The organism is Gemmatimonadaceae bacterium, assembly GCA_036273715.1.
Taxonomy (GTDB): Bacteria; Gemmatimonadota; Gemmatimonadetes; order Gemmatimonadales; family Gemmatimonadaceae; genus JADGGM01.
In genome coordinates, this window is sequence record DASUHB010000061.1 from 1 (window position 1) to 24,385 (window position 24,385).

General features: G+C 65.4%; 25 protein-coding genes. 16 read left to right on the forward strand and 9 right to left on the reverse strand.

The features are described 5' to 3' along the window. The first annotated feature begins 57 nt into the window (after positions 1–57). The 3 genes from VFW04_12485 (at position 58) to VFW04_12495 (ending at position 4,254) form a co-directional block, all read left to right on the forward strand. Positions 58–387: a PadR family transcriptional regulator gene (locus VFW04_12485; GenBank protein HEX5180143.1), complete on the forward strand. Its 330-nt coding sequence runs from the start codon at positions 58–60 to the stop codon at positions 385–387. Positions 388–391: 4 nt separating this feature from the next. Next, positions 392–3,046, forward strand: coding sequence for an ABC transporter permease (locus tag VFW04_12490; protein ID HEX5180144.1), 2,655 nt, complete (start codon positions 392–394; stop codon positions 3,044–3,046). A gap of 122 nt (positions 3,047–3,168) precedes the next feature. Then, positions 3,169–4,254, forward strand: coding sequence for a thioredoxin family protein (locus VFW04_12495; protein HEX5180145.1), 1,086 nt, complete (start codon positions 3,169–3,171; stop codon positions 4,252–4,254). A gap of 24 nt (positions 4,255–4,278) precedes the next feature. Here VFW04_12495 and VFW04_12500 read toward each other — a convergent pair whose 3' ends face one another. Then, positions 4,279–4,581, reverse strand: a complete 303-nt coding sequence (locus VFW04_12500) for a metal-sulfur cluster assembly factor (GenBank protein HEX5180146.1) — start codon at positions 4,579–4,581, stop codon at positions 4,279–4,281. A 206-nt stretch (positions 4,582–4,787) separates the two neighbouring features. Here VFW04_12500 and VFW04_12505 point away from each other — a divergent pair, with 206 nt between their 5' ends. The 5 genes from VFW04_12505 to VFW04_12525 all read left to right on the forward strand — a co-directional run bounded on the left by VFW04_12505 (position 4,788) and on the right by VFW04_12525 (position 10,076). Beyond that, a complete protein-coding gene (locus VFW04_12505) occupies positions 4,788–6,506 on the forward strand; it encodes a molybdopterin-dependent oxidoreductase (GenBank protein HEX5180147.1) in 1,719 nt (572 codons plus the stop codon). Positions 6,507–6,586: 80 nt separating this feature from the next. Continuing rightward, positions 6,587–7,666, forward strand: coding sequence for an Mrp/NBP35 family ATP-binding protein (locus VFW04_12510; GenBank protein HEX5180148.1), 1,080 nt, complete (start codon positions 6,587–6,589; stop codon positions 7,664–7,666). Beyond that, a complete protein-coding gene (locus VFW04_12515) occupies positions 7,651–8,991 on the forward strand; it encodes a hypothetical protein (protein ID HEX5180149.1) in 1,341 nt (446 codons plus the stop codon). The genes VFW04_12510 and VFW04_12515 overlap by 16 nt, the downstream gene beginning before the upstream one ends. Further along, the gene (locus VFW04_12520; protein ID HEX5180150.1) at positions 8,988–9,812 is read left to right on the forward strand and encodes a DUF2249 domain-containing protein; all 825 of its coding nucleotides are present in this window, start codon (positions 8,988–8,990) and stop codon (positions 9,810–9,812) included. The genes VFW04_12515 and VFW04_12520 overlap by 4 nt, the downstream gene beginning before the upstream one ends. 30 nt (positions 9,813–9,842) lie before the next feature. Further along, complete coding sequence (locus VFW04_12525) at positions 9,843–10,076, forward strand: DUF2249 domain-containing protein (GenBank protein ID HEX5180151.1); 234 nt, start codon at positions 9,843–9,845, stop codon at positions 10,074–10,076. 78 nt (positions 10,077–10,154) lie between these two features. Here the strand turns inward: VFW04_12525 and VFW04_12530 are convergent, their stop codons facing one another. The 6 genes from VFW04_12530 to VFW04_12555 all read right to left on the reverse strand — a co-directional run bounded on the left by VFW04_12530 (position 10,155) and on the right by VFW04_12555 (position 15,534). Next, positions 10,155–10,949, reverse strand: a complete 795-nt coding sequence (locus tag VFW04_12530) for a cytochrome c oxidase assembly protein (GenBank protein HEX5180152.1) — start codon at positions 10,947–10,949, stop codon at positions 10,155–10,157. Positions 10,950–10,962: 13 nt separating this feature from the next. After that, complete coding sequence (locus tag VFW04_12535; GenBank protein HEX5180153.1) at positions 10,963–12,486, reverse strand: cbb3-type cytochrome c oxidase subunit I; 1,524 nt, start codon at positions 12,484–12,486, stop codon at positions 10,963–10,965. Continuing rightward, a complete protein-coding gene (locus VFW04_12540) occupies positions 12,483–13,019 on the reverse strand; it encodes a hypothetical protein (protein ID HEX5180154.1) in 537 nt (178 codons plus the stop codon). The genes VFW04_12535 and VFW04_12540 overlap by 4 nt, the downstream gene beginning before the upstream one ends. Before the next feature lie 13 nt (positions 13,020–13,032). Continuing rightward, complete coding sequence (locus VFW04_12545) at positions 13,033–13,464, reverse strand: DUF488 family protein (GenBank protein ID HEX5180155.1); 432 nt, start codon at positions 13,462–13,464, stop codon at positions 13,033–13,035. A 73-nt stretch (positions 13,465–13,537) separates the two neighbouring features. Further along, positions 13,538–14,239, reverse strand: coding sequence for a response regulator transcription factor (locus tag VFW04_12550; protein HEX5180156.1), 702 nt, complete (start codon positions 14,237–14,239; stop codon positions 13,538–13,540). A gap of 56 nt (positions 14,240–14,295) precedes the next feature. Beyond that, on the reverse strand, positions 14,296–15,534 hold the full coding sequence (locus VFW04_12555) for a GAF domain-containing sensor histidine kinase (GenBank protein ID HEX5180157.1): 1,239 nt from the start codon (positions 15,532–15,534) through the stop codon (positions 14,296–14,298). A gap of 164 nt (positions 15,535–15,698) precedes the next feature. Between VFW04_12555 and VFW04_12560 the strand changes: the two genes are divergently transcribed. The 8 genes from VFW04_12560 (at position 15,699) to VFW04_12595 (ending at position 22,232) form a co-directional block, all read left to right on the forward strand. Beyond that, positions 15,699–16,127 carry a hypothetical protein gene (locus VFW04_12560; protein HEX5180158.1) on the forward strand — a complete coding sequence of 143 codons (429 nt, stop codon included), beginning with the start codon at positions 15,699–15,701 and terminating at the stop codon, positions 16,125–16,127. Between the two features lie 31 nt (positions 16,128–16,158). Next, on the forward strand, positions 16,159–17,805 hold the full coding sequence (locus tag VFW04_12565; protein ID HEX5180159.1) for a PQQ-binding-like beta-propeller repeat protein: 1,647 nt from the start codon (positions 16,159–16,161) through the stop codon (positions 17,803–17,805). Further along, positions 17,802–18,326 (forward strand): sulfocyanin-like copper-binding protein, encoded by a 525-nt coding sequence (locus VFW04_12570; GenBank protein ID HEX5180160.1) that lies wholly within the window; start codon positions 17,802–17,804, stop codon positions 18,324–18,326. Before VFW04_12565 ends, VFW04_12570 begins: the two co-directional genes overlap by 4 nt. Before the next feature lie 14 nt (positions 18,327–18,340). Beyond that, on the forward strand, positions 18,341–18,904 hold the full coding sequence (locus VFW04_12575; protein ID HEX5180161.1) for a plastocyanin/azurin family copper-binding protein: 564 nt from the start codon (positions 18,341–18,343) through the stop codon (positions 18,902–18,904). Between the two features lie 99 nt (positions 18,905–19,003). Beyond that, positions 19,004–19,462 (forward strand): carboxymuconolactone decarboxylase family protein, encoded by a 459-nt coding sequence (locus VFW04_12580; protein ID HEX5180162.1) that lies wholly within the window; start codon positions 19,004–19,006, stop codon positions 19,460–19,462. Next, positions 19,459–20,475, forward strand: a complete 1,017-nt coding sequence (locus tag VFW04_12585) for a glyceraldehyde 3-phosphate dehydrogenase NAD-binding domain-containing protein (protein ID HEX5180163.1) — start codon at positions 19,459–19,461, stop codon at positions 20,473–20,475. The genes VFW04_12580 and VFW04_12585 overlap by 4 nt, the downstream gene beginning before the upstream one ends. Before the next feature lie 115 nt (positions 20,476–20,590). Further along, entirely contained in the window at positions 20,591–21,406 is an 816-nt protein-coding gene (locus VFW04_12590; GenBank protein ID HEX5180164.1) for a histidine kinase, read from the forward strand. A 28-nt stretch (positions 21,407–21,434) separates the two neighbouring features. After that, the gene (locus VFW04_12595; GenBank protein HEX5180165.1) at positions 21,435–22,232 is read left to right on the forward strand and encodes a LytTR family DNA-binding domain-containing protein; all 798 of its coding nucleotides are present in this window, start codon (positions 21,435–21,437) and stop codon (positions 22,230–22,232) included. Positions 22,233–22,350: 118 nt separating this feature from the next. On the opposite strand, the gene VFW04_12600 is transcribed toward VFW04_12595, so the two are convergent. Together VFW04_12600 and VFW04_12605 are read right to left on the reverse strand one after the other, a co-directional pair. After that, a complete protein-coding gene (locus VFW04_12600) occupies positions 22,351–23,100 on the reverse strand; it encodes a hypothetical protein (GenBank protein HEX5180166.1) in 750 nt (249 codons plus the stop codon). A gap of 53 nt (positions 23,101–23,153) precedes the next feature. Beyond that, positions 23,154–24,071, reverse strand: coding sequence for a hypothetical protein (locus VFW04_12605; protein HEX5180167.1), 918 nt, complete (start codon positions 24,069–24,071; stop codon positions 23,154–23,156). Positions 24,072–24,385: the final 314 nt, after the last annotated feature.

Below are 24,385 nucleotides of genomic sequence, written 5' to 3' on the forward strand. Positions count from 1 at the left end.
GAAACTTGACGAAACACTAGGCCGTCTATATAACTAGACATCCTAGTGCTCCGACCCGTGACCAAACCCATCCCGCTCCTCCAGGGCACCCTGGACCTGATCGTTCTCGAGATGCTCCGCGCCGAGCCGACCAACGGCTACGATCTCGCGCAGCGCATACAGGCGGTGTCCCGCGACGTGCTGCACGTCAACGCCGGCTCGCTCTATCCCGCGCTCTACCGGCTCGAAGAGCGCGGACTCGTCCGCGCCGCGTGGAAGGACACCGATACCGGCCGCCGCGCCCGCGTCTACTCGCTCACCAACGCCGGCCGCAAACAGCTCGCCGCGCAGCGCGACGAGTGGGAACGGTTCGCCGGCGCCCTCGCCACCATTCTCAAGCGAGCCTAACGCCATGTCCTTCATCGCGCGGATGATGCGCCGCGTGCGCGCCGCCCTCTTCTTCCGGCGGCGCGAGCGCGAGATGCAGGAGGAAATGCGCGGCCATCTCGAGCAGGCCGCTGAGCGGTTCGCGGCGCGCGGGCTCTCGGGCGCCGATGCGCGCATCGCCGCGCGACGGGAGTTCGGCAACGCGACGGTGATCGAGTCCCACGCCCGCGAGGCGCGTGGCGCACTGTGGGCGGAATCGCTCGCCACCGATACGCGGCTCGCGCTCCGCGGCCTGCGGCGCACGCCGCTCGTCGCCGTGGTCGCCGTGCTGTCGATCGGCATCGGCGTCGGCGCGACGACGGCGATCGTCACGATCGCCAACGCGCTCCTGCTCGAATCGCCGGCCGGCGTTGGGCATGCGGATCGCGTGGTGAGCATCGGCAGCACGCGTCAGGGCCACGGCTTCGACACGTTCTCGTACACCACCTATACCGATTATGCGCGCGCGCCGAGCCTCGCCGCGATGGCGGCGATGGACCTGGAGCCGCGCGCCTTCAGCGTGGTGGACCACGACAACGGTCAGGCGGCGCAGGGCGGCGTGGTGTCGGGCAACTTCTTTCGCGTGCTCGAGGCCCGGCCGGCGTTAGGCAGGTTCTTCGGCGCGGGCGATGACACCGATGCCAATCCTGCGTCGGTCGTCGTGCTCAGCGACCGCTACTGGCGCAAGCGATTCGGCGGCGATTCGAGCGTCGTCGGCCGCACCGTCGACCTCAACGGGTCGCCGTTCACCATCGTCGGCGTGGCGGCGCCGGGATTCGAGGGTCCGTTCGTCATCGCTCCCGATCTGTGGCTGCCGCTGCATGCATGGGCACAGCTGTCGCACTCGCGCTCGGTCTTCACGGAACGGGAATCGGTCTGGCTCATCGGCATCGGACGCCTGAAACCGGGCCGGACGCCGAGTCAGGCGCAGATCGAGATTGGGGCGATCGCCGCGCGGCTGCGCACCGCGTATCCGAAGGAGTCGGACCTGGATGGCGTGCGCGTGGCGCCGGTGTCGCTCATTCCCGGCGACGGGCACGCCGTGGTCGGCGCGTTCATGCTCGTCTTGTTCGTGATCGCCGGGTTGGTGCTCGTGGTCGCCGCGGCGAACGTCGCCGGGATGCTGCTCGCGCGCGCCGTGGGCCGGCGGCGCGAGATTGCGCTGCGCCTTGCGTTAGGCGCGTCGCGCCTCCGGCTGGTGCGCCAGCTCGCCACCGAAAGCGTGGTCCTCGGCCTGGCCGCCGGGGCGGCCGGCCTCGTGCTCGCCCACTGGCTCGTGACGGCGCTGATGTCGCTCCAGCCCAAGCTCCCGGTACCGCTGCGCGTGCATCCGGCGATCGACGCCCGCGTGCTCGCGTTTGCCACGTGCCTAACGCTTCTCGTGGCCGTGCTCGTCGGGACGCTGCCCGCGCTGGAAAGCGTCCGGCCCGATCTCGTCCCCGCGCTCAAGATCGATACCGGCGCCACCGCGCGCCGCCACCGCGTGCGCAGCGTGCTGCTGGTGTCGCAGCTCGGGGTGTCGATGCTGCTGCTCGTGGTGGCGGGATTGTTCGGCCGGTCGCTCGTGCGCGCGCGCGCCGTCGACACCGGTTTCACGGCGCACAGCATCGACATCGTTTCACTCGATCTGGAGCTCGCCGGATACGACTCCGTGCGCGGCGTCACGCAGGCGCACGCGCTGCTCGAGGAGAGCCGCACGCTGCCCGGCGTCACCCAGGCGGCGCTCTCGGCGATGCTGCCGCTCTCCGGCTCTGCGATGGGCTTCGGGCCCATCGCCATCGATGGGCACCCCGCTCCGCGCGGCGAAGACGGATGGACGGCGGACTGGAACGTGGTCACCCCGGGCTACTTCGAGACGTTAGGCGTGCCGCTGGTCGCCGGCCGCGCGTTCACCGACGCCGACCGCGCCGGCGCAACGAACGTCGCCATCCTGAACGAGACCTTTGCCAAGCGGGTGTTCGGCACCACGAACGTCGTTGGGCAGACACTGCGGAACGCGAACCGCGTGATCACCGTGGTGGGGGTCGCGCGCGACGCGAAATATCGGTCGCTGGATGAGGCACCGCTGAATTACATCTACGTGCCGCTGGCGCAGTTTTATCAGCCGGCCACGAATCTGATGGTGCGAACCAATCGGGAGCGTTTCGTCGCGCCGTTGCTCCGGCGCCTCGTCGCGCGGTTCGATCCCCATCTGCCGATCCTCAATCAGCAAACGATCGAGGACGCGACCGCATTCTCGCTCTTCCCGCAGCGGCTGGCCGCCCTGGTGAGCGGCGCGCTCGGCACGGTCGCGCTCGCGCTCGCGATGCTCGGGATTTACGGGGTGATCGCGTACACGGTGGCGCAGCGGACGCGGGAGATCGGCGTGCGCGTTGCGTTAGGCGCAACGCACCGCACCATCCTTGCGATGGTGCTGCGGCAGGGGCTGGTGCTCGCGGGCATCGGCATCGCCATCGGTCTTGCCACGGCACTGCTCGTGACGCGGCTCCTGGCCGACTTTCTGTTCGGCGTGCAGCCGACGGATGTGCCGACCTTCGCCGGCGCCGCGGCGCTCCTGGTGATCGTTGCGCTCGCCGCGAGCTGGGTGCCCGCCCGCCGCGCGGCGGCGAGCGATCCCATGATCTCGTTGCGAGCGGAGTAACTGCCGCGTTCGGTGGCGCCGCCAAGTCACGTCGGCGAGGCTCGCCGATCGACGACCCGCAGTTGACGCGAGCGTCCACCGCGAAGATGTTCGAGCGACACGCTCACCGGACGTCGCGATCGATGCGGACACGATGGATTCTTCAGTCGCTCTTGGCGGCCATGACCGCGGGCGTGGCTCTCGCGGCGCATGGCCCGGGTCGCGGCGCAGCCGCCGGCACCCGGATCCAGCCGCTTCTTGGCGATGAAGGTCCGATGCCCGAATTGAAGGGCGACAAGGGCTGGCTCAATTCCGCACCGCTCTCCACCACGTCGCTGCGCGGGAAGGTGGTGGTCGTCGACATCTGGACATATTCGTGCATCAACTCGCTGCGGCAGCTGCCCTATCTCGAGCGTTGGGCGGCGCAGTACAAGAATCAGGGCCTCGTGGTGATCGGCGTGCACGCGCCCGAGTTCGGCTTCGAGAAGATCCCCGCGAACGTCGACAGCGCGGTGCGCGAGCTCGGCGTGACGTATCCGGTGGTGATCGACAGCGACCACAAAATCTGGGACGCGTTTCACAACCAATACTGGCCGGCCGATTATTTCATCGATGCGAAGGGACGCATCCGCCACCACCATGTCGGCGAAGGCGATTACGACGAGTCGGAACGCGTGATCCAGGAGCTCCTGAAGGAGGCCGGACACACCGGCGCCACCGCCGGCGACTCCGCGCGCCTAACGGAGACCGCGATCGAGGCGCCGGCGAACACCGAGTTCCGATGGTCGCCGGAGACGTACGTCGGCTACCGCCGCGCCGAGAACTTCGCGTCGCCCGAGCACGTGGTGCACGATCATGCGGCCGTGTACAGCCTGCCTGCCACGCTCGACCTGGACGATTGGGCACTCGACGGCTCGTGGAGCATCGGCGCCGAGTACGCCGTCTTGGCGGCGGCGCCGGGAGCGATCCGGTTCCAGTTTCGGGGGCGCGACGTGCACCTGGTGCTCGGCCCGTCGCCTAACGGGGTGCCTGTACGGTTCCGCGTCACGGTGGACGGCGCGGCGCCGGGCGAGAATCACGGCGCCGATGATGCCGCCGACGGGTCGGGCGTCGTGCGCCGGCCGCGCCTCTACCAGCTCATCCGGCTCCGCGAGCCTGCGGAGGGCCACACGTTCGAAATCGAGTTCCTCGACCCGGGCGTGCAGGCGTATGTGTTCACATTCGGTTAGGAACGCCGCCGGACGCCCAGCCGATCATGGAAACGCGCCCGGCGCAATCATGCCCGGATGCCACGCCGGATCCCAGATGACGTGCGTCTCGACCCGCTCGATTCCTGCCACCGCAGCAACCGCACTATGGATGCCGTCGGTAATCACGCGCTCCATCGGGCACCCGGGCGTGGTGAGCGTGTGCGTGATGCGCGCGATCGGCCCGTCGACTTCCACTCCGTACACGAGACCGAGCGTAACAATGTCGAGTCCGAGCTCGGGATCGATCACCGTAGCGAGGGCGGTCCAGATCGTATTGACGAGAGAATCATGATTTGCTGTCGGCATCGCTGCTCGCATGCGAGAGTCACCAAAAATCTCGCCCGCCATCAACCTTCGGCGCGTGACTCTTGTCACACGGGGCTCGACCAGCGAACCATGTGGCGACGCCGGTCCAGCGTGCACATTGACTGCAACTCGCGATCGGCGCACGATAGAAAATGAACTCGACATCACCATCCTCACCCGAACCCCAGGGCGTGTCACCGGAGGTGGTGAGCCAACTCCGAGAGCAGCTCACCAAGGGAGACGACGTCATCGACCCCAAGACGTGGGCCGGTTCCGTTCCCGCTGCGTTCGGCATAGCACCCCGCCTGCGAATCGGCGCGAAGCGATGGTTGAACCTCGTCTGGCTCCTTCCGATCGCTTGGGCGTTGCTCCTGTTAGGCGTCGCCGCAGCCCAATATCTGCGCGGCATTCCGTCGGTCGAGGCGTTCGTGCAGGCACATCCGGGGACCGGCTTCGCTACCACGTTTGCGACGCCGATGCCGGTCTGGCTGCGTGCCCAGCATTTTCTCAATCTGCTGTTTCTGACGTTCATCGTTCGCGCGGGCGCGCAGATCCTGGCTGATCATCCCTTTCTGTACTGGACACGCCACTCCACGCCGGGGAAGGAATGGCTTCGGATGCAGAAGGCGGTGCCACGCATCCCGCTCTGGACCGCCAAAGACGATTCCCTCACGCTGCCCAAGCATATCGGGCTCCCCGGAATTCGCCACTCGATCGGACTCGCTCGTTGGTGGCACCTCGGCGTCGATACCCTCTGGCTCGCGAATGGGCTGGTCTTTTTCGTGCTCCTTTTTGTGAGCGGAGAATGGCGTCGCGTTGTGCCGACCAGCTGGCAGGTGTTCCCCGACGCTGCGTCGGTGCTCCTGCAATACCTGTCGCTGCGCTGGCCCGCGGACGAGAGCTGGGTCGCGTACAACGGCCTGCAGATGCTGGCCTATTTCGTCACGGTCTTCATCGCGGCTCCGCTCGCGCTCGTCACAGGCTTGGGCATGTCTCCCGCGCTCTCGACACGATTCCACGTCATCAGCAAGCGACTCAGCATCCAGGCGGCGCGCTCGCTGCACTTTCTCGTGCTCTGCTGGTTCCTCTTCTTCACCTTTGTCCACATCACACTGGTCTTCGCGACGAGCGCACTCCGGAACTTGAACCACATCTACGCCGGGACTAACGCGCAGGACTGGGTCGGCTTCGGCATCTTCGCGGCGTCGATGGCGGTGGTCGCGATCACCTGGTTCGCGGCAACGCCGCTAACGTTGCGTCATCCGAGGCTGATCCAACGCGCTGGATTCGCGCTCGTCGGTCCGGCACAGCGATTGTTCGAGCATCTCGACGCCGAACCAGGGACGTACACCGAGAAGGACGTGTCGCCGTACTTCTGGCACAACGGCAAGTACCCCGAGACGGCTGAGTATCGCGCGCTCTTCGACGCACAGTTCGCGGACTGGCGACTTCACATCCACGGCTTGGTCAACAATCCGGTGACGCTGAGTCTCGCCGATCTGCGCGCGCTCCCGCGTCACGAGCAAATCACGCAGCATTTCTGCATACAAGGGTGGTCCGGTATCGCGAAATGGGGCGGCGTGTCCATGCAGACCATTCTCGATCTCGTCAAGCCGACGCCCGCGGCGAAATGGGTCGTCTTCTATTCGCTCGGTGACGGGGCGGATGGCGGCCGCTACTACGACGCGCACCCCATCGAGCAGATGCGCTATCACCTGACGATGCTGGCGTATGACATGAACGGCGCGCCGCTCTCGTACGGCCACGGGGCGCCGCTCCGGCTCCGCAACGAAGTCCAACTTGGATTCAAGCAGGTGAAGTGGATCGCGGGCATCGAGTTCGTCGCCGACATCGCGGAGGTCGGCGGCGGCTACGGCGGCTATAACGAAGATCACGAGTTCTTCGGATATCGGCAGTCGATCTGACGGTCGCGCGCATCTCGAGCCGCACGCGGTGGTGAGACATCCGTCACACCATCGCGCAGCGACGGATGCGAGCGTTCGGCATGAGCCTTCCTTGCCCGCTCCCGCCGGCCGCGCCCGACGCGCTCACGGTCGAGCGCGTTCGCGCAACACTACGGACGATCGCCTACCCCGGCCTAACGCGCGACCTGGTGTCGTTCGGGATGGTGCAGCACGTCGCGGTGTGTGATGGCCGCGTGAGGGTTCAGTTAGGCCTGCGCACATCTGACGAGACCATTCCCGCTCGCCTCCGCGCGTCCATCGAGGCAGCGCTCATGCCGCTCGGGGCGACGAGCGTCGCAGTCGAGATTGTGGCGCCGGCAGCGACGCCCGCGCGGCCTCGGAATACCACACCGGATCCGTGGGCGGACCAGGTTCGTCTCGCGAGCGTGCGCCACATCATCGCCGTTGGCGCCGGCAAGGGCGGCGTCGGCAAGAGCACCGTCGCCGTGAATCTCGCCCTGGCACTGGCGCGCGAGGGGCTGCGCGCGGGGCTGCTCGACGCGGACATCTATGGGCCCAGCCTTCCGATTCTTCTCGGCCTCGACGATGGCGCATCGAAAGTACGGATGTCCGCCGAGAAGCACATCGAACCGCTCGAGGCGTACGGCCTGCCAATGATCAGCTTCGGCTTTTTTCTCGGCGAAGGATCACCGGCGATCTGGCGAGGCCCGATGGTCTCGAAGGCGGTGAAGCAGTTTGCTCGCGGCGTCGCGTGGCCCGAGCTCGACGTGCTCGTCGTTGATCTTCCGCCGGGCACGGGCGACGTGCCGCTGAGTCTCGTGCAGGCCGTCGCACTATCCGGTGCAGTGATCGTCACGCAGCCGCCGCGCGTCGCGGTCGCGGAGGCGCGCAAGGCCGCGGAAATGTTCCGCACGCTGGACGTGCCGGTGCTGGGTGTCGTCGAGAACATGAGTGGCGTGTTCGGACGCGGCGCGGGACGCAGCGTGGCCTCCGAAATCGGCGTGCCGTTCCTCGGCGAGATTCCGTTCGACGAGACCGTCGTCGAGGAAGGAGACCGCGGGACACCGACGATGGTCGAGCGCGCGCACAGCGCGACCGGCCTGGCGTTCGATCACATCGCGGCAACCGTGGCCGAGGCGCTGGGATGGCGGCGAGCCTAACGACTGGAACGACGCCGCCGCATCGCGGGACGTCGATATCGGGCAGCGTTAGGCTCGGCGCAGTTGCGCCCGCGTCCGGATCGATTCGGTTGGCCGCCGAGCACTTCACTGCGGCGACGCTGTACCTGCTCGCGGGATCCGTGGGGCTCGTGTGGATCGCGCCCGAGCTCGCAGCGGGCAACTACCTGTCGCCACACGTTGCAGGCGTGACGCATCTCTTCACGCTTGGCTGGATCACGATGACGATCTTCGGCGCTCTCTACCAACTCCTGCCGGTCGCACTCGGCGCGCCGATTCGTTGGCCGAAGCTCGGGCACACGAGCTTCTGGACCTTCGCACCCGGCGTGGGACTGTTCGCGTGCGGCATCGCAGACAACTCGACGCTGCTCCGTCATGTTGGCGTCGGTCTCGTCGCGATCGGCGTCATCCTGACGGTGACCAACGTTGCCGCGACGCTCCCGCGCGCTCGTTCGCGCGACGTGACCTGGGCGGCGATCGCCATCGCGATCACGTACCTGTCCTCGACGCTGGTACTCGGCGTCGTTCTCCTGCACAACATCCACACCGGCTTCATTGCCGCGGTTCGCGTGCAGGTGCTGGCAACGCATCTCCACGTCGCGATCGTCGGTTGGGCGCTCATCATGATCGTCGGCGTCGCGCACCGCCTGCTGCCGATGTTTCTGCTGGCGCACGGCGCCAATGTGCGTTGGACGAAGCCTGCGCTCGGCCTGCTCGCCTGCGGCGTGCCGCTGCTTGCAGTGGGCATCACGACACGACATGACGCCGCATCGTGGACGGCAGTTGTGCTGATGGAAGCGGGCCTCGCCTGCTTCATTTACCAGGCCGTATCGTTCTTCCGCGTCCGCGTGCGCAAGCGCATCGATGTCGGGCTGCGGTTCGCGGCGGCGGGTCTCGCGTTCCTCATCGCTGCCGCTCTGTTCGGGCCGGTCGTGCTCTGGCGCGGCCCGAGCGCCACGCGTCTTGCCACAGCGTACGTGGTCCTCGCGCTGTTGGGCGGCATCGTCGTCTTCGTATCGGGCTTCTTCTACAAGATCGTTCCGCTGCTTGCCTGGACGGCTCGTTACAGCGGGCCCAAACGAATCGAAGGCGCACCAACTGTCGCCGAGCTCTTCTCGGCGCGCGTTGCCGAGGTTCAGCTCGGCGTGATGGTGAGCGCACTCATCATTCTCTCGATCGCCATTCTCCTTGGCTCGTCCGCGGGCGCGTATGCCGGCGCCGCCCTGTTTGCGTTAGGCGTCCTATTGTTCCTGAGCCAGATCGGCCGCGCCGCACTCGGGCGCCCGCGCAGAGGTATCGCGACATGACTTCGACGACCGTTCCAATTTCTCCGCAGGACAAAGTGCACGACGTGCTCGCGCGCGACGAATCGCTGGTCGAGGTATTCGTGCGCGCCGCGCCGCATTTCGCCAAGCTCCGTAATCGCGCGATGCGCCGCGTGATGGCGCGGCTCATCACCGTGGAGCAGGCCGCCCGGACCGCGAAGATTCCGACCGATCGTCTGGTGCGCGAGCTCAATGCCGCTCTGGGCCTGGCCGACGAGGAGTCGAGCGCCGGGGCGACGCCAACCCCGCCTGACGCGGTATCGTTAGGCGAGCGACATCCGCCCAACGCGGCGGTCGTGGAGCTCGACGTCCGCGAGGATCTGCGTTCCGGACGAGAACCGTTCTCCCGCATCATGAGCGCGGTGGCCGCGCTGCGCGGGGATGAAGTCCTCCGCCTCCGCGCGATCTTCGAGCCGGCCCCGCTCTACAGCATACTGACCAGGCGCGGGTTCGCGCACGAAGCCGAGGCACACGCCGCCGACGACTGGTCCGTGTGGTTCTGGCGGTCGGCGGCAGGCAGCGCTGAGACGCCGTCCACGATACCAACGAGCACCGGCGCGGACGACGTTCCTGCGGACGACGAGGAACGTACCTATCTGGACGTTCGCGGATTCAGTCCGCCCGAGCCATTGATGCGTACGCTCGCCGCCATCGAGACGCTCGCACGCGGACGCACCCTGGTCCAGATCAACAATCGTGTCCCGCAGTTTCTGTTCCCCATGCTCTCCGAGCGTGGGTTCACGTGGGAGATCGACGAGTCGCACCCCGATCGCGTGCTCGTTCACATCTCGCACGCCAAGTAGTTCGCCCTTCAACCAAACCAATGAGCATCAATGCCGACCAAGACGACCGAACTCGACGCCCGCGTGATTCCACCGCGGGAGAAGCACCCGACGATCTTTCGTACCTTTGACGGCCTGGCACGCGGTGAGTCCATGGTCATCATCAATGACCACGATCCCCGGCCTCTTCGCTACCAGCTCGACGCGGAGCATCCAGGCGAGTTTGTCTGGACCTATGAGTCCGAAGGCCCGGAGGTGTGGCGCGTGAGAATCGACCGGCGTTAGGCCGCCGGCTCACGGCCTCGGTGGCACGGTTGCGCTCGAGCGAAGAAGACCGTGCGCGCATCCTGCTCGCGGACAACGTCACACAACCCGAGTGGAGAGGCGCGCCGGCTGGCGGATCACGAGTGCAGCCGCCACCGTGAAGACGATCGCGCCCGGGAACCACATCAGAGCGCCGGCGAGCCGCTGATCGGCGAGCGCCGATGCCGGCGTCGCGCCTGGCACGTGCAGGTACGCAGTGTACAACACGCTCTGATGGAACGTGATCAGCGCGCCAAGGAGCGCGGACTGCATCATTCCCGCAACGAGGTAGGCGACGCGTGCGCCATTGGTCGCGAGCGAATCCATCTCCCGCGACGATTCGATCAGTGGCCACCAGTAAAGCAGATAGGCGCCGAGAAACGAGAGATGCTCGATGTGGTGCACTGTCTCATCGGCGAGCGTCCACGCGTAGGCGAGCGGTGCGTGCCACACCCAGAGCAGGATAGTGGAAGTCACCCAGGCGACGAGCGGGCGCGTGAGATGACCGCCGGCGTTCCGCACGATCGCCGGCAACCGTTCGGCGCGATCGAGCATCGGAGCGACGCCGACGAGTACGAGCGGCGCGACCACCCAGATGAGCAGATCGTGCTCGACCATGTGCATCGAGAGCAGCCGCTCGCCGTTCACAGCGATCGGCGACAGGAGCGCGATCGCCATCACCGCCATGGCGGCCGTGAATGCCGCCATGCGGCTCGGCGTTAGGCGCAGTCTGCGGCTGCCGATCCCGCCGCGCGCCCACAGAACGACGTAGACCAGCTCGGCGACGACGATCGCGGCGACGAACGGCGGGTCCCACTCCCACCCCCAGACGAAAGCGACTGAGCCCGTGCCCACGCGCTGGCCGCGATCAGGACTGCAAGGCCGGACCCTCGGTTCCGCGCCACGCCGACAGAAAGCGCCTCGCCAGATCCCACGAGAGCCAGGCGAGCCCGAAGGCGAGAACGACCACGAAGGGGACGGCTACGCGCGCGTACATCTGCCACTGCGTGAGGTGCACGGCGTACCGTCGCGGAACGCTGTTCGCGCCGGCCACAAAGAACATGAGGATGAAACCCGCGCCGCCGATCCCGTACAACCATACGGCGATCGAGCTCGCGCGAGCGGCGCGCCGATCGCTCAGCTCGTGCACCATGTAGAACAGGTATCCCCACGCGAACGCCACTGCGCCGAGCAGATAATAAGTGTGGAAGTGCGCGGGCACCCACATCGTGTTGTGCAGCACTTGGTTCACTGGAATCGTGGCGTCGAGCACCGCGCCCAGGCCACCGAACACCCATCCCCAGATCCCGAGTGCCAGCAGCATCGGCGCCGCCGTCCAGCGAATGCCGGAGCGGTAGATGAGCGTGAGCGCCCCAATGATGGTGACGATGAACGACGGTAGCGCGACAGCGTACGAGGCGATCTCGGCGAGGAGCTGAAGCCCGACGGGCTGTGCGAAATCCGCGTACAGGTGGTGCGAGTAGTTCGTTAGCATGAGGATGATGATCAGGTCCCACGCGCACACCACGGCCCACGTCGTCCGCCACGGCCGGCCGGTAAAGGCGGGCAGCGCCGCGTAGACGAGCCCGGCCCCCACGTAGATGCTCAGATTCGCCATGGTGTGGCCGAAAAGGAGCACTGTGTTCTTCGCATAGAGCGCGTCGACGGACATCACGCCCGCCGCGTGGAGGAAGATGGGCACCAGATAGAGCATACCCGCCGTCGCGGCGGCGATCCCGTCGATCGAGATGACGCCGGCGATGAGCTCGGGCGGCCGCGGCAGCGGATCGCGCGTGTCGCGTCCGAGGGAGAACAGGAAGCGCAGTGCGAACAAGCGAACGAACCCGCCATGCGCGCGGGCGAGCGCGTGCAGCATGTGCACGCAGTAGAGGAGGAGGCCGAGCGCGATGAAGAGGTAGCCGGCGTACATCGCGAGGGCGGCATCCAGCGTCCACACGAGCCCGTGAGTCGGGAGTGGATAGAGCACCGTCCATCCGCCACCGAAGCCGCCGACCAGCGTCGCGAGGATCACGAAGCTGGTCCCGATGAAGTAGATGACGAGGGCGATCCAGAGGACGCGGGCGCTGAGGCGCGTGGTGGCGCTCACCGCGGCCGCGAGGCCGCCGGTGACGGCAAGCAAGATCGAAGCGACCATGCCCGCCCCATGCAACGTCATCACGCGGTAGAACCATACGGGCGCGATCACAAGGATGCCGCCCTGGTCGAGTCGCATGAGGAGGCCGAGCAATCCCATCAAAAGGAAGCTCCCGAGGCCGACCACGAGATAGACCAGCGCCACACGGAGCACGCTGCTATTGGACCGATCCGGCGCGAGCAACGGCGTTAGGCCAGCCGCATCCGCGAGCGGTGCGCGACGATGCGGCGACGTCACTCCTGCCTCGCCACGGTGAGCCGGGCCGTCATCATGTGGTGTCCGACGCCGCAGTATTCCAGACAGCGCACGGTGTAGGTCCCTGGAGCGCTGAACCGGTACACGAGGCGGTTGATGTAGCCGGGCATCGCCTGCACCTGCGTGAGCAGCCGGCCGTCCGGATCGTATATGGCGAAGTCGTGGTTCACGTCGCGCGACGTGACATCGAACTCAATCGGGATGCCGGCCGTTAGGCGATCGCGCGAGATGATCCAGCCCCACTGCACGGCCGTTGCCGTGATCGTGACTTGCGGCGGGCCGAGCTCGGCGCGCCGTGATCCGGCGAACGGCAGCCGCGGCAGGCTGAGGACGAAGACCACGATCGCAATGGCAGCGAGGCCGCCGAGCAGGCCGACGCGAATACGATTCTCCGATCGCTCCAGCTGCTCGACAGGGATCGACCGCCCCGACCGGGCCATGATGATCGCCCAGCCTAACGTCCACACCGCGCCCATCGCGATGAGGACGCCGAAGATGACGTGAGGATTCTGCATCCTGGGCCGCCCGTCAGTTCTTCGAGCGACCCGGACGCTTCGCACCCGCCGTCCGCCTAACGCGCGCGGCGGGACGTTTCGCCTTCGGTGCGTTCAGCCGGCGCCCGAGGAGCTGACTGAGCACCGCGACGTCGCTGATGTCGGCGGCGTGCGATGCGTACACGAGCGTAACGCGGCCGCGTTGGCCGCGGCGGACCAGGTCATCGAGCACGGCCTGCGCGCCAGGCGACTTCAGCTCCTTCGCGTACCGTTTGCGAAACTCCGGCCACTTTGCGGGGTCGTGCTCGTACCACTCCCGCAACTCGCGCGACGGCGCGATCTCTTTGGCCCACGCGTCCAGATGCGCATTGGCCTTCGACAGACCGCGTGGCCAGAGCCGGTCAATGAGCACGCGGTAGCCGTCGGATGGCGCGTACGCCTCGTAGGCTCGCTTGGTCGCAATCATCGATACTCCTCGACGGGCAGTGTGGAGCGCCCGTGCGGGCGGGGTCTCCGTTAGTCCGCCTCACAGTGGAACATCAAGGCAACGGCGCCCTATCGTCCTCAGCGCCGCCGAGGCCGAGGCGGAAGCCTACGCCGCGGATCGTCCCCAGCAGCGACTCACCCGACGCTCGCCGCAGCTTTCGGCGCAGGTTCCCGACATGGACATCCACAACGTTGCTCTCCGGATCGAAATGCATGTCCCACACTTTCTCCAGAAGCGTGGTACGGCGGACGATCTCCCCAGGGTGCAGCATGAAGTGCTCGAGGAGCTGGAACTCCTTCGCCGTGAGATCCACGGGCCGCTCGTTGAGCGTCACCACGTGGTGCAGTCGGTCCATTACGATCGCGCCGTAGCGCAGCACATCCAGCCGCTCAGCACCACCGCGCCGATGCAGCGCGCGGATTCGGGCCAGTAGCTCGTCGAACTTGAACGGCTTGGCGAGGTAGTCGTCTGCGCCGACGTCCAGTCCGCGTACCACATCCTCGACCGCGTCGCGCGAGGTCAGCATGAGGATTGGCGTGTTCCGCCCCTCTCGCCGAAGCTCGGCGGCAACCTGAAATCCGTTCTTCTTCGGCAGCAGGACGTCGAGCAAGATGATGTCGTAATCGTTGACGTGCGCGAGCAAGCTGGCCTCATCTCCATCCCGGGCCACGTCTACAACGTGTCCTTCCTCCCTCAGTCCGTGGTCGATGAATCCGACCACTTTGGAATCATCTTCAACCACAAGGATCTTCATGACACGAATCTCGGAGGCTTGCCTGAATCTGATCGAAATGCAGCGTGAAGATGTCTTCAGGATGAGATGGCGGGGATTTCGAGGATGAAATGCCCTCCCTTGCCGGGGATCGAGACGGCGCGAAGCTCACCTCCGAGCAAGCGCGCGAGTCGCCGTGAGAGCGGCAGCCCCAAGCCAACTCCACGACTCTCCTCCTCTCCCCTGCTCACGTATATGTCGAAGATTCGCTCCACCTCGCTCGGCGCCACTCCCGGGCCCTCATCCTCGACGTCATAGGCAACGCGTCCGTCGCGCGACGTGATGCTCACCTGCACGACGCTTCGCTCGGGAGCGTACTTGATGGCGTTGCCGAGCAGGTTAATCAGAATCTGCTCGACTCGATTGACATCGGTTGCGCAGTTAGGCAGATCGCGACTCACCGCCAGCCTGAAGGTGATCCCTCTCTGATCGGCGGCAGGAGTTTCGCGGCCCATCGCGCGCCTGGCCATGGCCGATGGCTCGACCATCCTGATGACGGGCTTCAGACGATCCTCGTCCAAGCGGCTCAGATCCAGCAAGTCGTTGATGAGATGGATCGCGTGTTCGGCCGAGCCCAAGACCTCGAAGGCGGCGCGCGGGACTGTCGCCGGATCCCGTTTCCGCACGAGCATTTCCGACCATCCGTAGACCGCCGCCAACGCGTTTCTGAGCTCGTGGTTCACCATCGCGAAGAACCGCTCTCGCATGCGCTGTAGCTGCTGCACCTCGTCGAGCAGTCGGGCACTCTCTTCATGGTGCCGCGCGTTCTCGACTGCCGCGGCAGCATTGGCCGCCAGCAGTATCGCGATGTCCTCGTCCTCCTCGGTGAACTCGTGGCCACCGATCTTCTCGGTCACGTAGAGGTTCCCGAACACACCTCGCCTTCCGATGATCGGGACGCCGAGAAAGGAATGCATCGGCGGGTGGTTCGGTGGAAACCCGTAGGAGCTGGGGTGGGCAGCGAGATCCGGCAGCCGAATCGGCTTGGCCTCCTTGATGACCAGGCCAAGGACGCCGTGCCCGTTAGGCGGCGCTCCAATCCGGCGCCCCAGCTCGGGGTCGATCCCATGCGTTACGAAGCTCTCCAGGCGTTTTCCGTCCGGGCCGATCACTCCAATGGCGGCGTAGCGCGCCTCGATCACCTCTGCGGCCACTTGCACGACGCGCTGGAGCACCGCCTCGAGAGACACGTCGGTGATGAGCGCCGCAGTCGCGACCTCGAGCCTTCTGAGACGCTGCTGCATCGACGACGGCTCGGCGGCTGGTGATCCAGTCATAGTCCGCAACTTACAACGACCAGCGCACAGCTGGGGAGCAATGCGGCGATTAGGCAAAGCTTCCTTTGCCTTTCATGCTCTCTTCACAATCGGTGGGAAATCCTTGTCATGCGGAGCTGAAGTAATGGCTACACCGAAACTCGAAACCAATATGGAGACGCCCGATGAAACGTTTCGCACTCATGGCCCTCGTTGGTGCATTCGGCACTGGGATGTACTTGGTCTATCCCGCCGCTGCGGCGGCCCAGCGGACAGAACCTCCGGGTGGCGCCTACAAGCAGGTCAGTAAGCTCGTTCCTCTTCCCAGTTTTCTGCCCGGTCTCGGGACCCTGTACGTCGATCCCGCCACGCTCCCCGAGGGGCCGTTTCTCGCCTATGACCATCAAGGGCATCTCGTGAGCTCGATCTACATGATCCCGCTCAAAGACATGAACGCCCAAAAAGGATTTAGCGACTTGAAAATCGGGCAAGGCGAGCGAGTCGATCACGTCGACATCGTGTACAACGCCGGCCATCCGGGTGTAGCCGAGCCGCACTACCACTTCATCGTCTGGTACATCTCACCGGCCAAAGCGGCCGCGCTGACGAAGTAGCCGCCACCTCTTTCTCGAATCTCGAGGACACATGCAGATGAAACACGCATGGCTGTGTTTTGCCGTGGCGACGGTCAGCGTCGTACCCGCACAGGCACAGACTAACTGGTCGACGTACGGCGGAAGTGACTGGAACCAACGATGGTCCACGCTCGCGCAGATCAATGTTCGGAACGTGAAGAACCTCGTGCCCAGAATCGTATTCCAGACGGGCACCGGCAAACTCGGCTCGTTCGAGACCACTCCCATCGTGGTCGACGGCAGGATGTACGTGACGACGCCAAACAGCGAGGCAATTATCGCGTACGATCTGCGAACCAAGAAGCAGTTGTGGAGACAGGAGCCGAAGATCGGACCGGTCATCACGTGTTGTGGACCGGTCAACCGTGGCGTCGCAATCGGCGGCGGCATGGTGTTCGTCGGGACGCTCGACGCACGATTGCTCGCTTTTGACGCGCTCACTGGCGAGCCGAAGTGGGAAGCGCAGGACGCGGATCCGTCGCTCAGCTACAGCATCACGATGGCGCCGCTCGTGGTAGGTGACAACGTCATTGTCGGCGTGTCCGGAGGCGAGTACGGCATTCGCGGTCACCTCACGGCATACAACATCACCACGGGCAAGCAGGTGTGGCGCTGGTACTCGATCCCCGCCCCGGGTGACGACCCCGTGGCGACTAACGGATGGTGGGGTACCTGGGCGACCAAGGCGGAAAACGCCGACCTCCATCGGGACATCGCGAAGGAGAAGGCTGACAGCGCCAAGTATGCCGATGCATGGCAGCGCGGCGGCGGCGGCGTGTGGACGACGCCCGCGTACGACAAAGCGTCCAACACCATCTTCGTCACGGTAGGCAATCCGTCACCGGACTTGGACGGTACGGCGCGCCCGGGTGACAACCTCTTCACCGACGCCATGGTCGCGATCGACGCGGCCACCGGAAAGACCAAGTGGTACTACCAGACCGTGCCCCACGACGTCTGGGACCTCGATGCCACGTCGCCGTCGGTGGTCGCGATGTTAGGCAACAGGAAAGTTGTTCTTCACGCCGGCAAGACCGGCTGGCTCTACGTGGTCGACGCGTCCACCGGAAAGTTGGTGCGCAAGAGCCAGAACTTCGTGCCGCAGGAGAACATGTTCGCGCTGCCCACTCCCGAAGGGACGCGGATGCTGCCCGGTGCTAACGGAGGCTCCGAGTGGTCGCCGATCTCGGTGGATCCCAAGCTCGAATACGCTTTCGTCGCGGGTCTCCATCAGCCGATGAACTACAAGACGCACCCCGCACCGTGGGAGAAGGGTCGACTGTGGCTCGGCTCCGCATTCGTCGCCGCTCCTGGAGAGCCGCAGTATGGTCTGTTCTCGGCGGTGGACCTGAAGACGGGCAAGATCGCATGGCAGAACAAAGTTGATCAGCCAATGATGGGCGGATCGCTCGCAACCGCCGGCGGTCTCGTTTTCACGGGCGAAGGCAACGGCAACTTCAATGCGTTCGACGCGAAGACAGGCAAGCTGTTGTGGCAGTTCCACGCCGGCGCCGGGTGCAATGCCGCACCCATGACGTTCGAGATGGACGGAGAACAGTTCATCGCCGTCGCGTGCGGCGGCAATTTCCAACTCAGTTACCCACTCGGCGATGCCGTGATGATCTTCGGCTTGCCGAAACCGTGGGCGGCACGATGATGAAAAAGCTTCTCGCGACGGTGGCGCTCGCCGTGATGGTGCCCACCGTCGCGAGCGCCCAGCGACAGGCGGTGGACCCCCACTGGCTGTCGGTGGACGCAAGTGCGAAGACGGCGCGGTTTCAGCTGATCGCCGGCCTAACGGGCACCAATGGCGCGCTGAACTTCAACGGGTTCGCCGATGGTGGCCTAACGATCGTGATCCCCGTCGGCTGGACGGTCGAGATGGACTTCTTCAATCACGACGGCATGCTTCCGCACTCCGCCATCGTGGTTGCCGCCAAGCTTCCGATGCAGGCAGCACCGTCCGATCCAGCCATACCTCGGGCGTTCACGGTGAAGATGAGTGAGGGACTACCGCCGCTCGGGAAAGACACCATGCGCTTCACCGCTGCCCCAGCCGGCGACTACTTCATCGTGTGCGGCGTGCCGGGCCACGCGGCGGCTGGCATGTGGATCCGGCTGCAGATCAGCAGCACCGTGACGGCGCCGACGATGTCCGCCACACAGCCACCAAAGTGAACCATGGATTGGCTATGACAACCAGACGCGCATTCATGCAGACCGCGGGGACGCTCCTCGCCGGTCTTGCGCTACCGGCCCGATGGTACGCGTCGGCCCCGCGGAGCACGGTAACAGAGATCGCGATGAGAAGCGACGCGGCGGGAAGCAAGGTCTGGTTCGATCCGATAGGCGTGCTTGTCGAGCCCGGGGCGACAATTCGCTGGGTGGTCAAGGAAAACGTGCACACGACCACCGCCTATCACCCCAAGAACGACCACCACTCGTTGCGCATCCCCCAAGGGGCCGAGCCATGGAACTCTGGATACCTCGTGAATCCGGGAGATCACTTCGAGATCACACTCAGCGTGCCCGGGGTCTACGACTACTACTGTATGCCGCATGAGGCGGCGGGGATGGTGGGGCGGATCATCGTTGGGAAGCCGTTAGGCCCCGGTGCCGAGCCGTTCGACTACTGGGTAGGTCGGCCCGGAACAAAAGATTGGCGCGATGTTCCGAGCGCCGCGCGCAAGGCGTTCCCGGAAATCGCGGAGATCCTCGCCAAACATCAAGTCCACACGGCCGAGGCGCGAGGGTGAGTTGATGCCGGGTTCCGGTGTCGCCCGAAACGCATCTGTTCGCCGCAGTACGCGGCATGGAGAACACACGTGAACAGCCCTGATAACAATGGTACCCCCATGGCTCCTTCGACTGCCGAACATCCGACGGCGGTCCCGTTAGCATCGAAGCGCGAGTCGCTCTATCCCGAAGCGACTCGAGAGATCGCTGAACAACGAAGCCGTCTTGCCCCCGGACCGGCGAATGCCTTTCGCGCATTCAGCCAGAGCGTGTTTGCCGAAGGAGCGCTTCCCACCAAAACGAAGCAATTGATCGCCGTTGCGGTCGCGCACGTGACGCAGTGTCCCTACTGCATCCGCAGTCATACTCGCGCCGCGCTCCGCCAGGGGGCGAGCGGTGAGGAGATCATGGAAGCGATCTGGGTTGCTGCGGAGATGCGCGCCGGCGGCTCCTATGCGCATTCGGCTCTGGCGCTGGACACAATTGCGCACGACGCGGGTCCGCGCACGAGCCATGTCGCGGAGACAAGCGACGTGCGGGAAACGGGTAATGACGCGTCCGCGCGGATCACACCATGAGCACCAGGGTTGCAATCAATGGCCTGGGGCGCATCGGTCGCGCCATTCTGAAACTCGTGATCGATGAGGCATCGCTCGAACTGGTTGCGGTGAACGACCTGGTCGACGCGAAGAACCTCGCGTACTTGCTTCGCTTCGACACCGCATACGGCCGGTACTCAAAGCCGGTGGCGGTCGACGAAGGCGACTTGGTCGTCGCCGGACATCACGTGCGCAAGCTGACGAGCCGCGATCCCTCAGACCTGCCATGGAAGAAATTGGGGGTCGAGCTCGTGTTCGAGTGCACCGGAGTGCTAACGCGGCGTCAAGATCTCGAGAAGCACATCCGCGCGGGGGCGAAGATGGTGCTCCTCTCGGCACCGTCCAAGGACCAAGAGGTCGAAACGATCGTCCACGGTGCGAACACCCCGGGCGGTGTGCCCGTGATCATCTCCTGCGCCAGCTGCACCACCAACTGCATCACGCCCGTTGTCGAGGTGATCGGCCGCCGCATTGGGATCGAGAAGGCGGTGATGACGACAGTCCATGCCTACACCGCCTCGCAGTCGGTCGTCGATGGGGCGAGCAAGAGCTTCCGCCGCGGTCGCGCCGCGGCCGCGAATCTCGTTCCGACCACCACCGGTGCCGCGTTAGCAACGACGCGCGCGCTGCCGGAGTACACGGGCTTGTTCGATGGCATTGCGATCCGGGCACCGGTTCTCGTCGGGTCGATCGCGGACATTACCTGCGTCACGTCGCGCAAGACGACCGTCGGTGAGGTGAACGCGATCCTAACGAGCGAGGCCGACACGGAGCGCTATGCCGGGGTGCTCGGCGTGTCGCATGACCCGCTGGTATCATCGGACATCGTTGGCGATCCTCGTGCATCGGTGGTCGACCTCGAGCTCACGCGCGTCGTCGGCGGGGATCTGGTCAAGGTGATGAGCTGGTACGACAACGAGTGGGGCTACGCGAATCAGATGCTGCGCGAGGCGATCTCGGCAACTAGAAGCGTGGGCGCTGACACCGGATGATCATTTGGAGAGATCGCAGCTTCAAAGTTCGAGCTCAGGTATCTCCGCCTAACAATTACGAGTCGAACCTCGCTCGCTACCCACTCGTTGTTTCGCACGCCGATCGTAGGAAGCGATGGAATGCTTGCGGTGGTGCGCGGCATCGTATGCGGCGCTGGTACCGCTGACGCGCGCGCTCGCGCCGCCCGCGCCGCGCACCGTTAGGACAGCGGCGATCGCGAATTTCCTCACCGAGATGCTGTTCCTCATCGGCATCGCGCTGGCCATCGACGCGGTGGAGCTGTACCGGCGCATGCAGCAGTCGCAACTCGCGCAGTCGCGCCTGGGACGCGCACTGGCGCACGCGCGGCTCGAAGCGCTGACGCTGCAACTGCAGCCGCATTTTCTCTTCAACACGTTGAACGCCGCCGTCGCGCTCATCCGGCACGATGCGCGCGCCGCCGAGGACATGCTCACCGACTTGAGCGAGATGCTGCATGGCACGTTAGGCGAGCCGCAGCCTCAGCAGGTATCGCTCGAGCGAGAGCTCGACGACGTCGCCCGCTATGTTCGCATCATGACATACCGCTTCGGCCCGCGGCTGGCCGCCGACCTCGATGCCACGCCCGAGGCCCGGCTTGGCCTCGTCCCCCGTTTCATCCTCCAGCCGTTGGTCGAAAACGCCATCGAGCACGGACTCGCACGCCGCGCGGGCGCGGGCGGCGTGAAGATCACGGCGCGCACAGATCCACGTCGCCTGACAGTGGAAGTTTGCGACTCCTGCGATGGCGGACCGGAAGGGACCACGGTGTCAAAGCACGGGCGCGGCATCGGCCTGTCGAACACCCGGCGCCGGCTCGAAGCGCTCTATGGCGATGATTTCTCGTTCGTCGTGACGCCGCACGGGTCGGGGACGAGCGTCGTGATCGACATACCCTATCACGTCGCCTGAGATGGCTGGTCCTCGACGCGTATTGATCGTGGATGACGAACCCCTGGCCCGCGGTCGCATTCGCGATCTATTGTCCGAGCGCGACGACGTCACGGTGATTGGTGAGTCGGCGGATGGACAGGCAGCCGTCGTGGACACGGCGCAACTCGAACCAGACATTCTCCTCCTCGACGTGCACATGCCCGCGATGGACGGATTCGAGGTTGTCGACGCCATCAGCGACATCGGGAATGGGTCGCGTGCGCCGATCGTGATTTTCGTGACGGCGTACGACCAGTACGCCGTGCGCGCGTTCGATGCGATGGCGCTCGACTACCTGCGCAAACCCGTGTCGCGCGCTCGACTCGATGCCGCCCTGGATCGCGCGATCGCGCAGCTCGAGCTGCGCGAGCGGGCTGAGCGCGCGAGCCATTCTATGTTCGGCGGCGATGGGGATGTGCGGGATACGACGCGAGCGCTTCGTCACACTTCTGGAGCGGATGCCACGCATGCATCGCGGTTTGCCGTGCGCGACAAGGACGTCGTGCGCTTCGTGCAGCCGTCCGAGATCGATTGGATCGACGCAGCCGAGAACTATGTGCGCCTGCACGCCGGAGGCAAAGCATATCTGCTGCGCAGCCCGATAGGAGCCTTCGCGGCCCGGCTCGATCCGCGACACTTCATGCGCGTGCACCGCTCGGCGATCGTCAATCTCGACCGCGTGCATCGCATCGAGCCCTTCACGCGCGGCGAGTTCGTGCTGGTCCTGACCGATGGCACACGGCTTCGCTCCAGCCGAGCGTACGGCGCGAGGTTGCGTCAGCTCGTGCGCGACGGCGTCGGCTGACGCTCTGATCGTGCTCTAAATGCTCCGCACCGAGCTGACTAACGACTACGACCGGGCGCAGCGCATCCAGGCAGTGTCCGCGACATCCTGCAAGTGAACGCGGCTCTGACCCATCCGCCTATTGCCGTTCAAAGACATAGATCCTCGGCTCGCCTTCCCCCGCGATGTTCACGATCATCGTCAGAGTCTCGAGGTCTTGAGACAGCGCGAGCCGCCGGGTGAGCTTCACCTTGCCTCCCGACTTGCGCAGTATTTCGACGGTCCGCGGATCGAGTCGCCGCGCCGAGAGCGTGGAGCCCGAGTGTGAATCGAGATGCTCCTTGCCGTCGAAGGTGACGCTGGTGGTGTCAGGTTGACCAGGGATGATGACGAAGAGCCCGTCGCTCCCATGGGGACGGACTTGAAGAACTATGGCTGCTCCGAGCGGTGTGATGGTACCCACCCAGGTACCCGCAAACCCGGATCCCGCTGCCTTCCGTGCGTACCGATAATCCACGGTGGACGACGAACCATCGCTTGCGAACTGCGTAAAGTGGTCTCGAAGCGCGTTGCCATCCTTGGAGAGGGTCCAGGTCGCGGTGAGGAGCATGCGCCCATCCTGCTTGCGGACGACCTTCCAGTTAGGCCCGACGGCGCCTACAGACAGTGTCGTGCCTCCGCCGCCGCGCTGGTCGGTCCCATCCACCACAATGGTCTCGGCGCCGCCGCCGAAGTCAAAGGCATATGTGTTCGCTCGTATGCTCGTCACTTTCATCTGGTCGGTGAGCTTGACGAGCTTCCATTGGCCGACGAACGGGTCGTCTGCCGCGTGTGATGTGCCGGCGACGAGGCAGGCGCACAATAGCACTTGAGCGACGCGCTTGAACATCGAGTTCTCCCTAACGTGTCGTACCCGCGGCAGTCATCGGACCCGGACCGACGCTATTTGTCCACGTCCATTTTGTCGTCCGCCGGCGCTCCTGTCGCCATCGCACGCCCTCGTTGTTCGGCTTGGCGAAACTGGGCGAAGAGCGACCGCGGCGTGGCAGCCGGTGCCGGCGCGGCAGGAGCCGGTATGGCGGCAGCCGCGCCCACTGTGTCCAGATACACCGGCACGTGATCGCTGGGCACGTCGTTAGGCGTGTCCCATCCCTGAAAGACGAGATCGGGCGGCGATTGCTGATCCATCGCTCCCCGGCGCGAAATAATGCGACCAGCCTGCGCGCCGTGCAGCACACCTCCAGCAGCCCCAGCAGCGGCGTTCCCATAGACTTTGTCGCGCGGGCTGCCGGTGCCACGCGCCGTCGTCGGCCTCGCACACAACACCTGCCAGTTGCCGCCACGGTGTGGTTGCTGTGCACCCGCCGTGTTCAAGTCTCCAATCCACGCGTCCACGCGATGCTGCGTGCGTCGTTCCCAATCTGTGATCTCATCGTCAGCGGCGCGCGCATATCGGATGACGACATCGCCGCCTTCCTGAAAGGGCGCGTGGCACGTTGCTACGCGCAGCGACTCGGCGCCCTTCACGAATCGCAGGATGAGGAGTTGACGGTACCATCCCTGATCGGCGAGGGGGTACAGGACGTCGTCTCGCCCGACAGTCACGCCGGCGCGCGTGGCGACGGCAATGCGTCCTTGATGCCGGTCGGCTGGCAACCCGCGCCCCTGGTGGAAGCACGTAACCCGCCACGCTGCGCCTGGTCCTCGGGGAGCCACCTCTTGGTCGCGATGCATCGCATCGCTCGGCTCCACGAGGATGACGGCGTCGGCGTTCCAACTCTCGAAGAGCGGAATGAGCAACGCCGCCGTCTGGTAGCCGGCCTGGCCAGTGACGGCCATGTTCCAGCAGACAATCCTCATCTATGGTTTCCTCGCAGCGTGGTCACTTCGCGCCGATGCGTGGAGCCGCGAAGATGACACGGGATGAAGCGCGCCTCAAGAGTGGCGCCGCCAAGCTCGACTGCACGCTGCAAACAGATGTGGATCAATCCTGTTGCGCCCGACACACACGACCCAGTTAGGCACTAGCGGTACACTCTCTACCACTACCCGTTCCTGCATCAGCTTGACTCAACTTACGGCGCGAGGCACATTCGCCGTCGCACCAAGGGACCGCGCTGTGTCCCGTCACAAAGGGCGAGACACCGAGCCGCCCGACGCTGCAGCCCGGAGGT

Bases quoted from the DNA above. Each gene is read 5' to 3' on its own strand.
- VFW04_12490 (HEX5180144.1), top strand. From the start codon at position 392: ATGTCCTTCATCGCGCGGATGATGCGCCGCGTGCGCGCCGCCCTCTTC.
- VFW04_12495 (HEX5180145.1), top strand. From the start codon at position 3,169: ATGCGGACACGATGGATTCTTCAGTCGCTCTTGGCGGCCATGACCGCG.
- VFW04_12500 (HEX5180146.1), bottom strand. From the start codon at position 4,581: ATGCCGACAGCAAATCATGATTCTCTCGTCAATACGATCTGGACCGCC.
- VFW04_12510 (HEX5180148.1), top strand. From the start codon at position 6,587: ATGAGCCTTCCTTGCCCGCTCCCGCCGGCCGCGCCCGACGCGCTCACG.
- VFW04_12515 (HEX5180149.1), top strand. From the start codon at position 7,651: ATGGCGGCGAGCCTAACGACTGGAACGACGCCGCCGCATCGCGGGACG.
- VFW04_12520 (HEX5180150.1), top strand. From the start codon at position 8,988: ATGACTTCGACGACCGTTCCAATTTCTCCGCAGGACAAAGTGCACGAC.
- VFW04_12525 (HEX5180151.1), top strand. From the start codon at position 9,843: ATGCCGACCAAGACGACCGAACTCGACGCCCGCGTGATTCCACCGCGG.
- VFW04_12540 (HEX5180154.1), bottom strand. From the start codon at position 13,019: ATGCAGAATCCTCACGTCATCTTCGGCGTCCTCATCGCGATGGGCGCG.
- VFW04_12545 (HEX5180155.1), bottom strand. From the start codon at position 13,464: ATGATTGCGACCAAGCGAGCCTACGAGGCGTACGCGCCATCCGACGGC.
- VFW04_12550 (HEX5180156.1), bottom strand. From the start codon at position 14,239: ATGAAGATCCTTGTGGTTGAAGATGATTCCAAAGTGGTCGGATTCATC.
- VFW04_12555 (HEX5180157.1), bottom strand. From the start codon at position 15,534: ATGACTGGATCACCAGCCGCCGAGCCGTCGTCGATGCAGCAGCGTCTC.
- VFW04_12560 (HEX5180158.1), top strand. From the start codon at position 15,699: ATGAAACGTTTCGCACTCATGGCCCTCGTTGGTGCATTCGGCACTGGG.
- VFW04_12565 (HEX5180159.1), top strand. From the start codon at position 16,159: ATGCAGATGAAACACGCATGGCTGTGTTTTGCCGTGGCGACGGTCAGC.
- VFW04_12570 (HEX5180160.1), top strand. From the start codon at position 17,802: ATGATGAAAAAGCTTCTCGCGACGGTGGCGCTCGCCGTGATGGTGCCC.
- VFW04_12575 (HEX5180161.1), top strand. From the start codon at position 18,341: ATGACAACCAGACGCGCATTCATGCAGACCGCGGGGACGCTCCTCGCC.
- VFW04_12580 (HEX5180162.1), top strand. From the start codon at position 19,004: ATGGCTCCTTCGACTGCCGAACATCCGACGGCGGTCCCGTTAGCATCG.
- VFW04_12585 (HEX5180163.1), top strand. From the start codon at position 19,459: ATGAGCACCAGGGTTGCAATCAATGGCCTGGGGCGCATCGGTCGCGCC.
- VFW04_12590 (HEX5180164.1), top strand. From the start codon at position 20,591: ATGGAATGCTTGCGGTGGTGCGCGGCATCGTATGCGGCGCTGGTACCG.
- VFW04_12600 (HEX5180166.1), bottom strand. From the start codon at position 23,100: ATGTTCAAGCGCGTCGCTCAAGTGCTATTGTGCGCCTGCCTCGTCGCC.
- VFW04_12605 (HEX5180167.1), bottom strand. From the start codon at position 24,071: ATGAGGATTGTCTGCTGGAACATGGCCGTCACTGGCCAGGCCGGCTAC.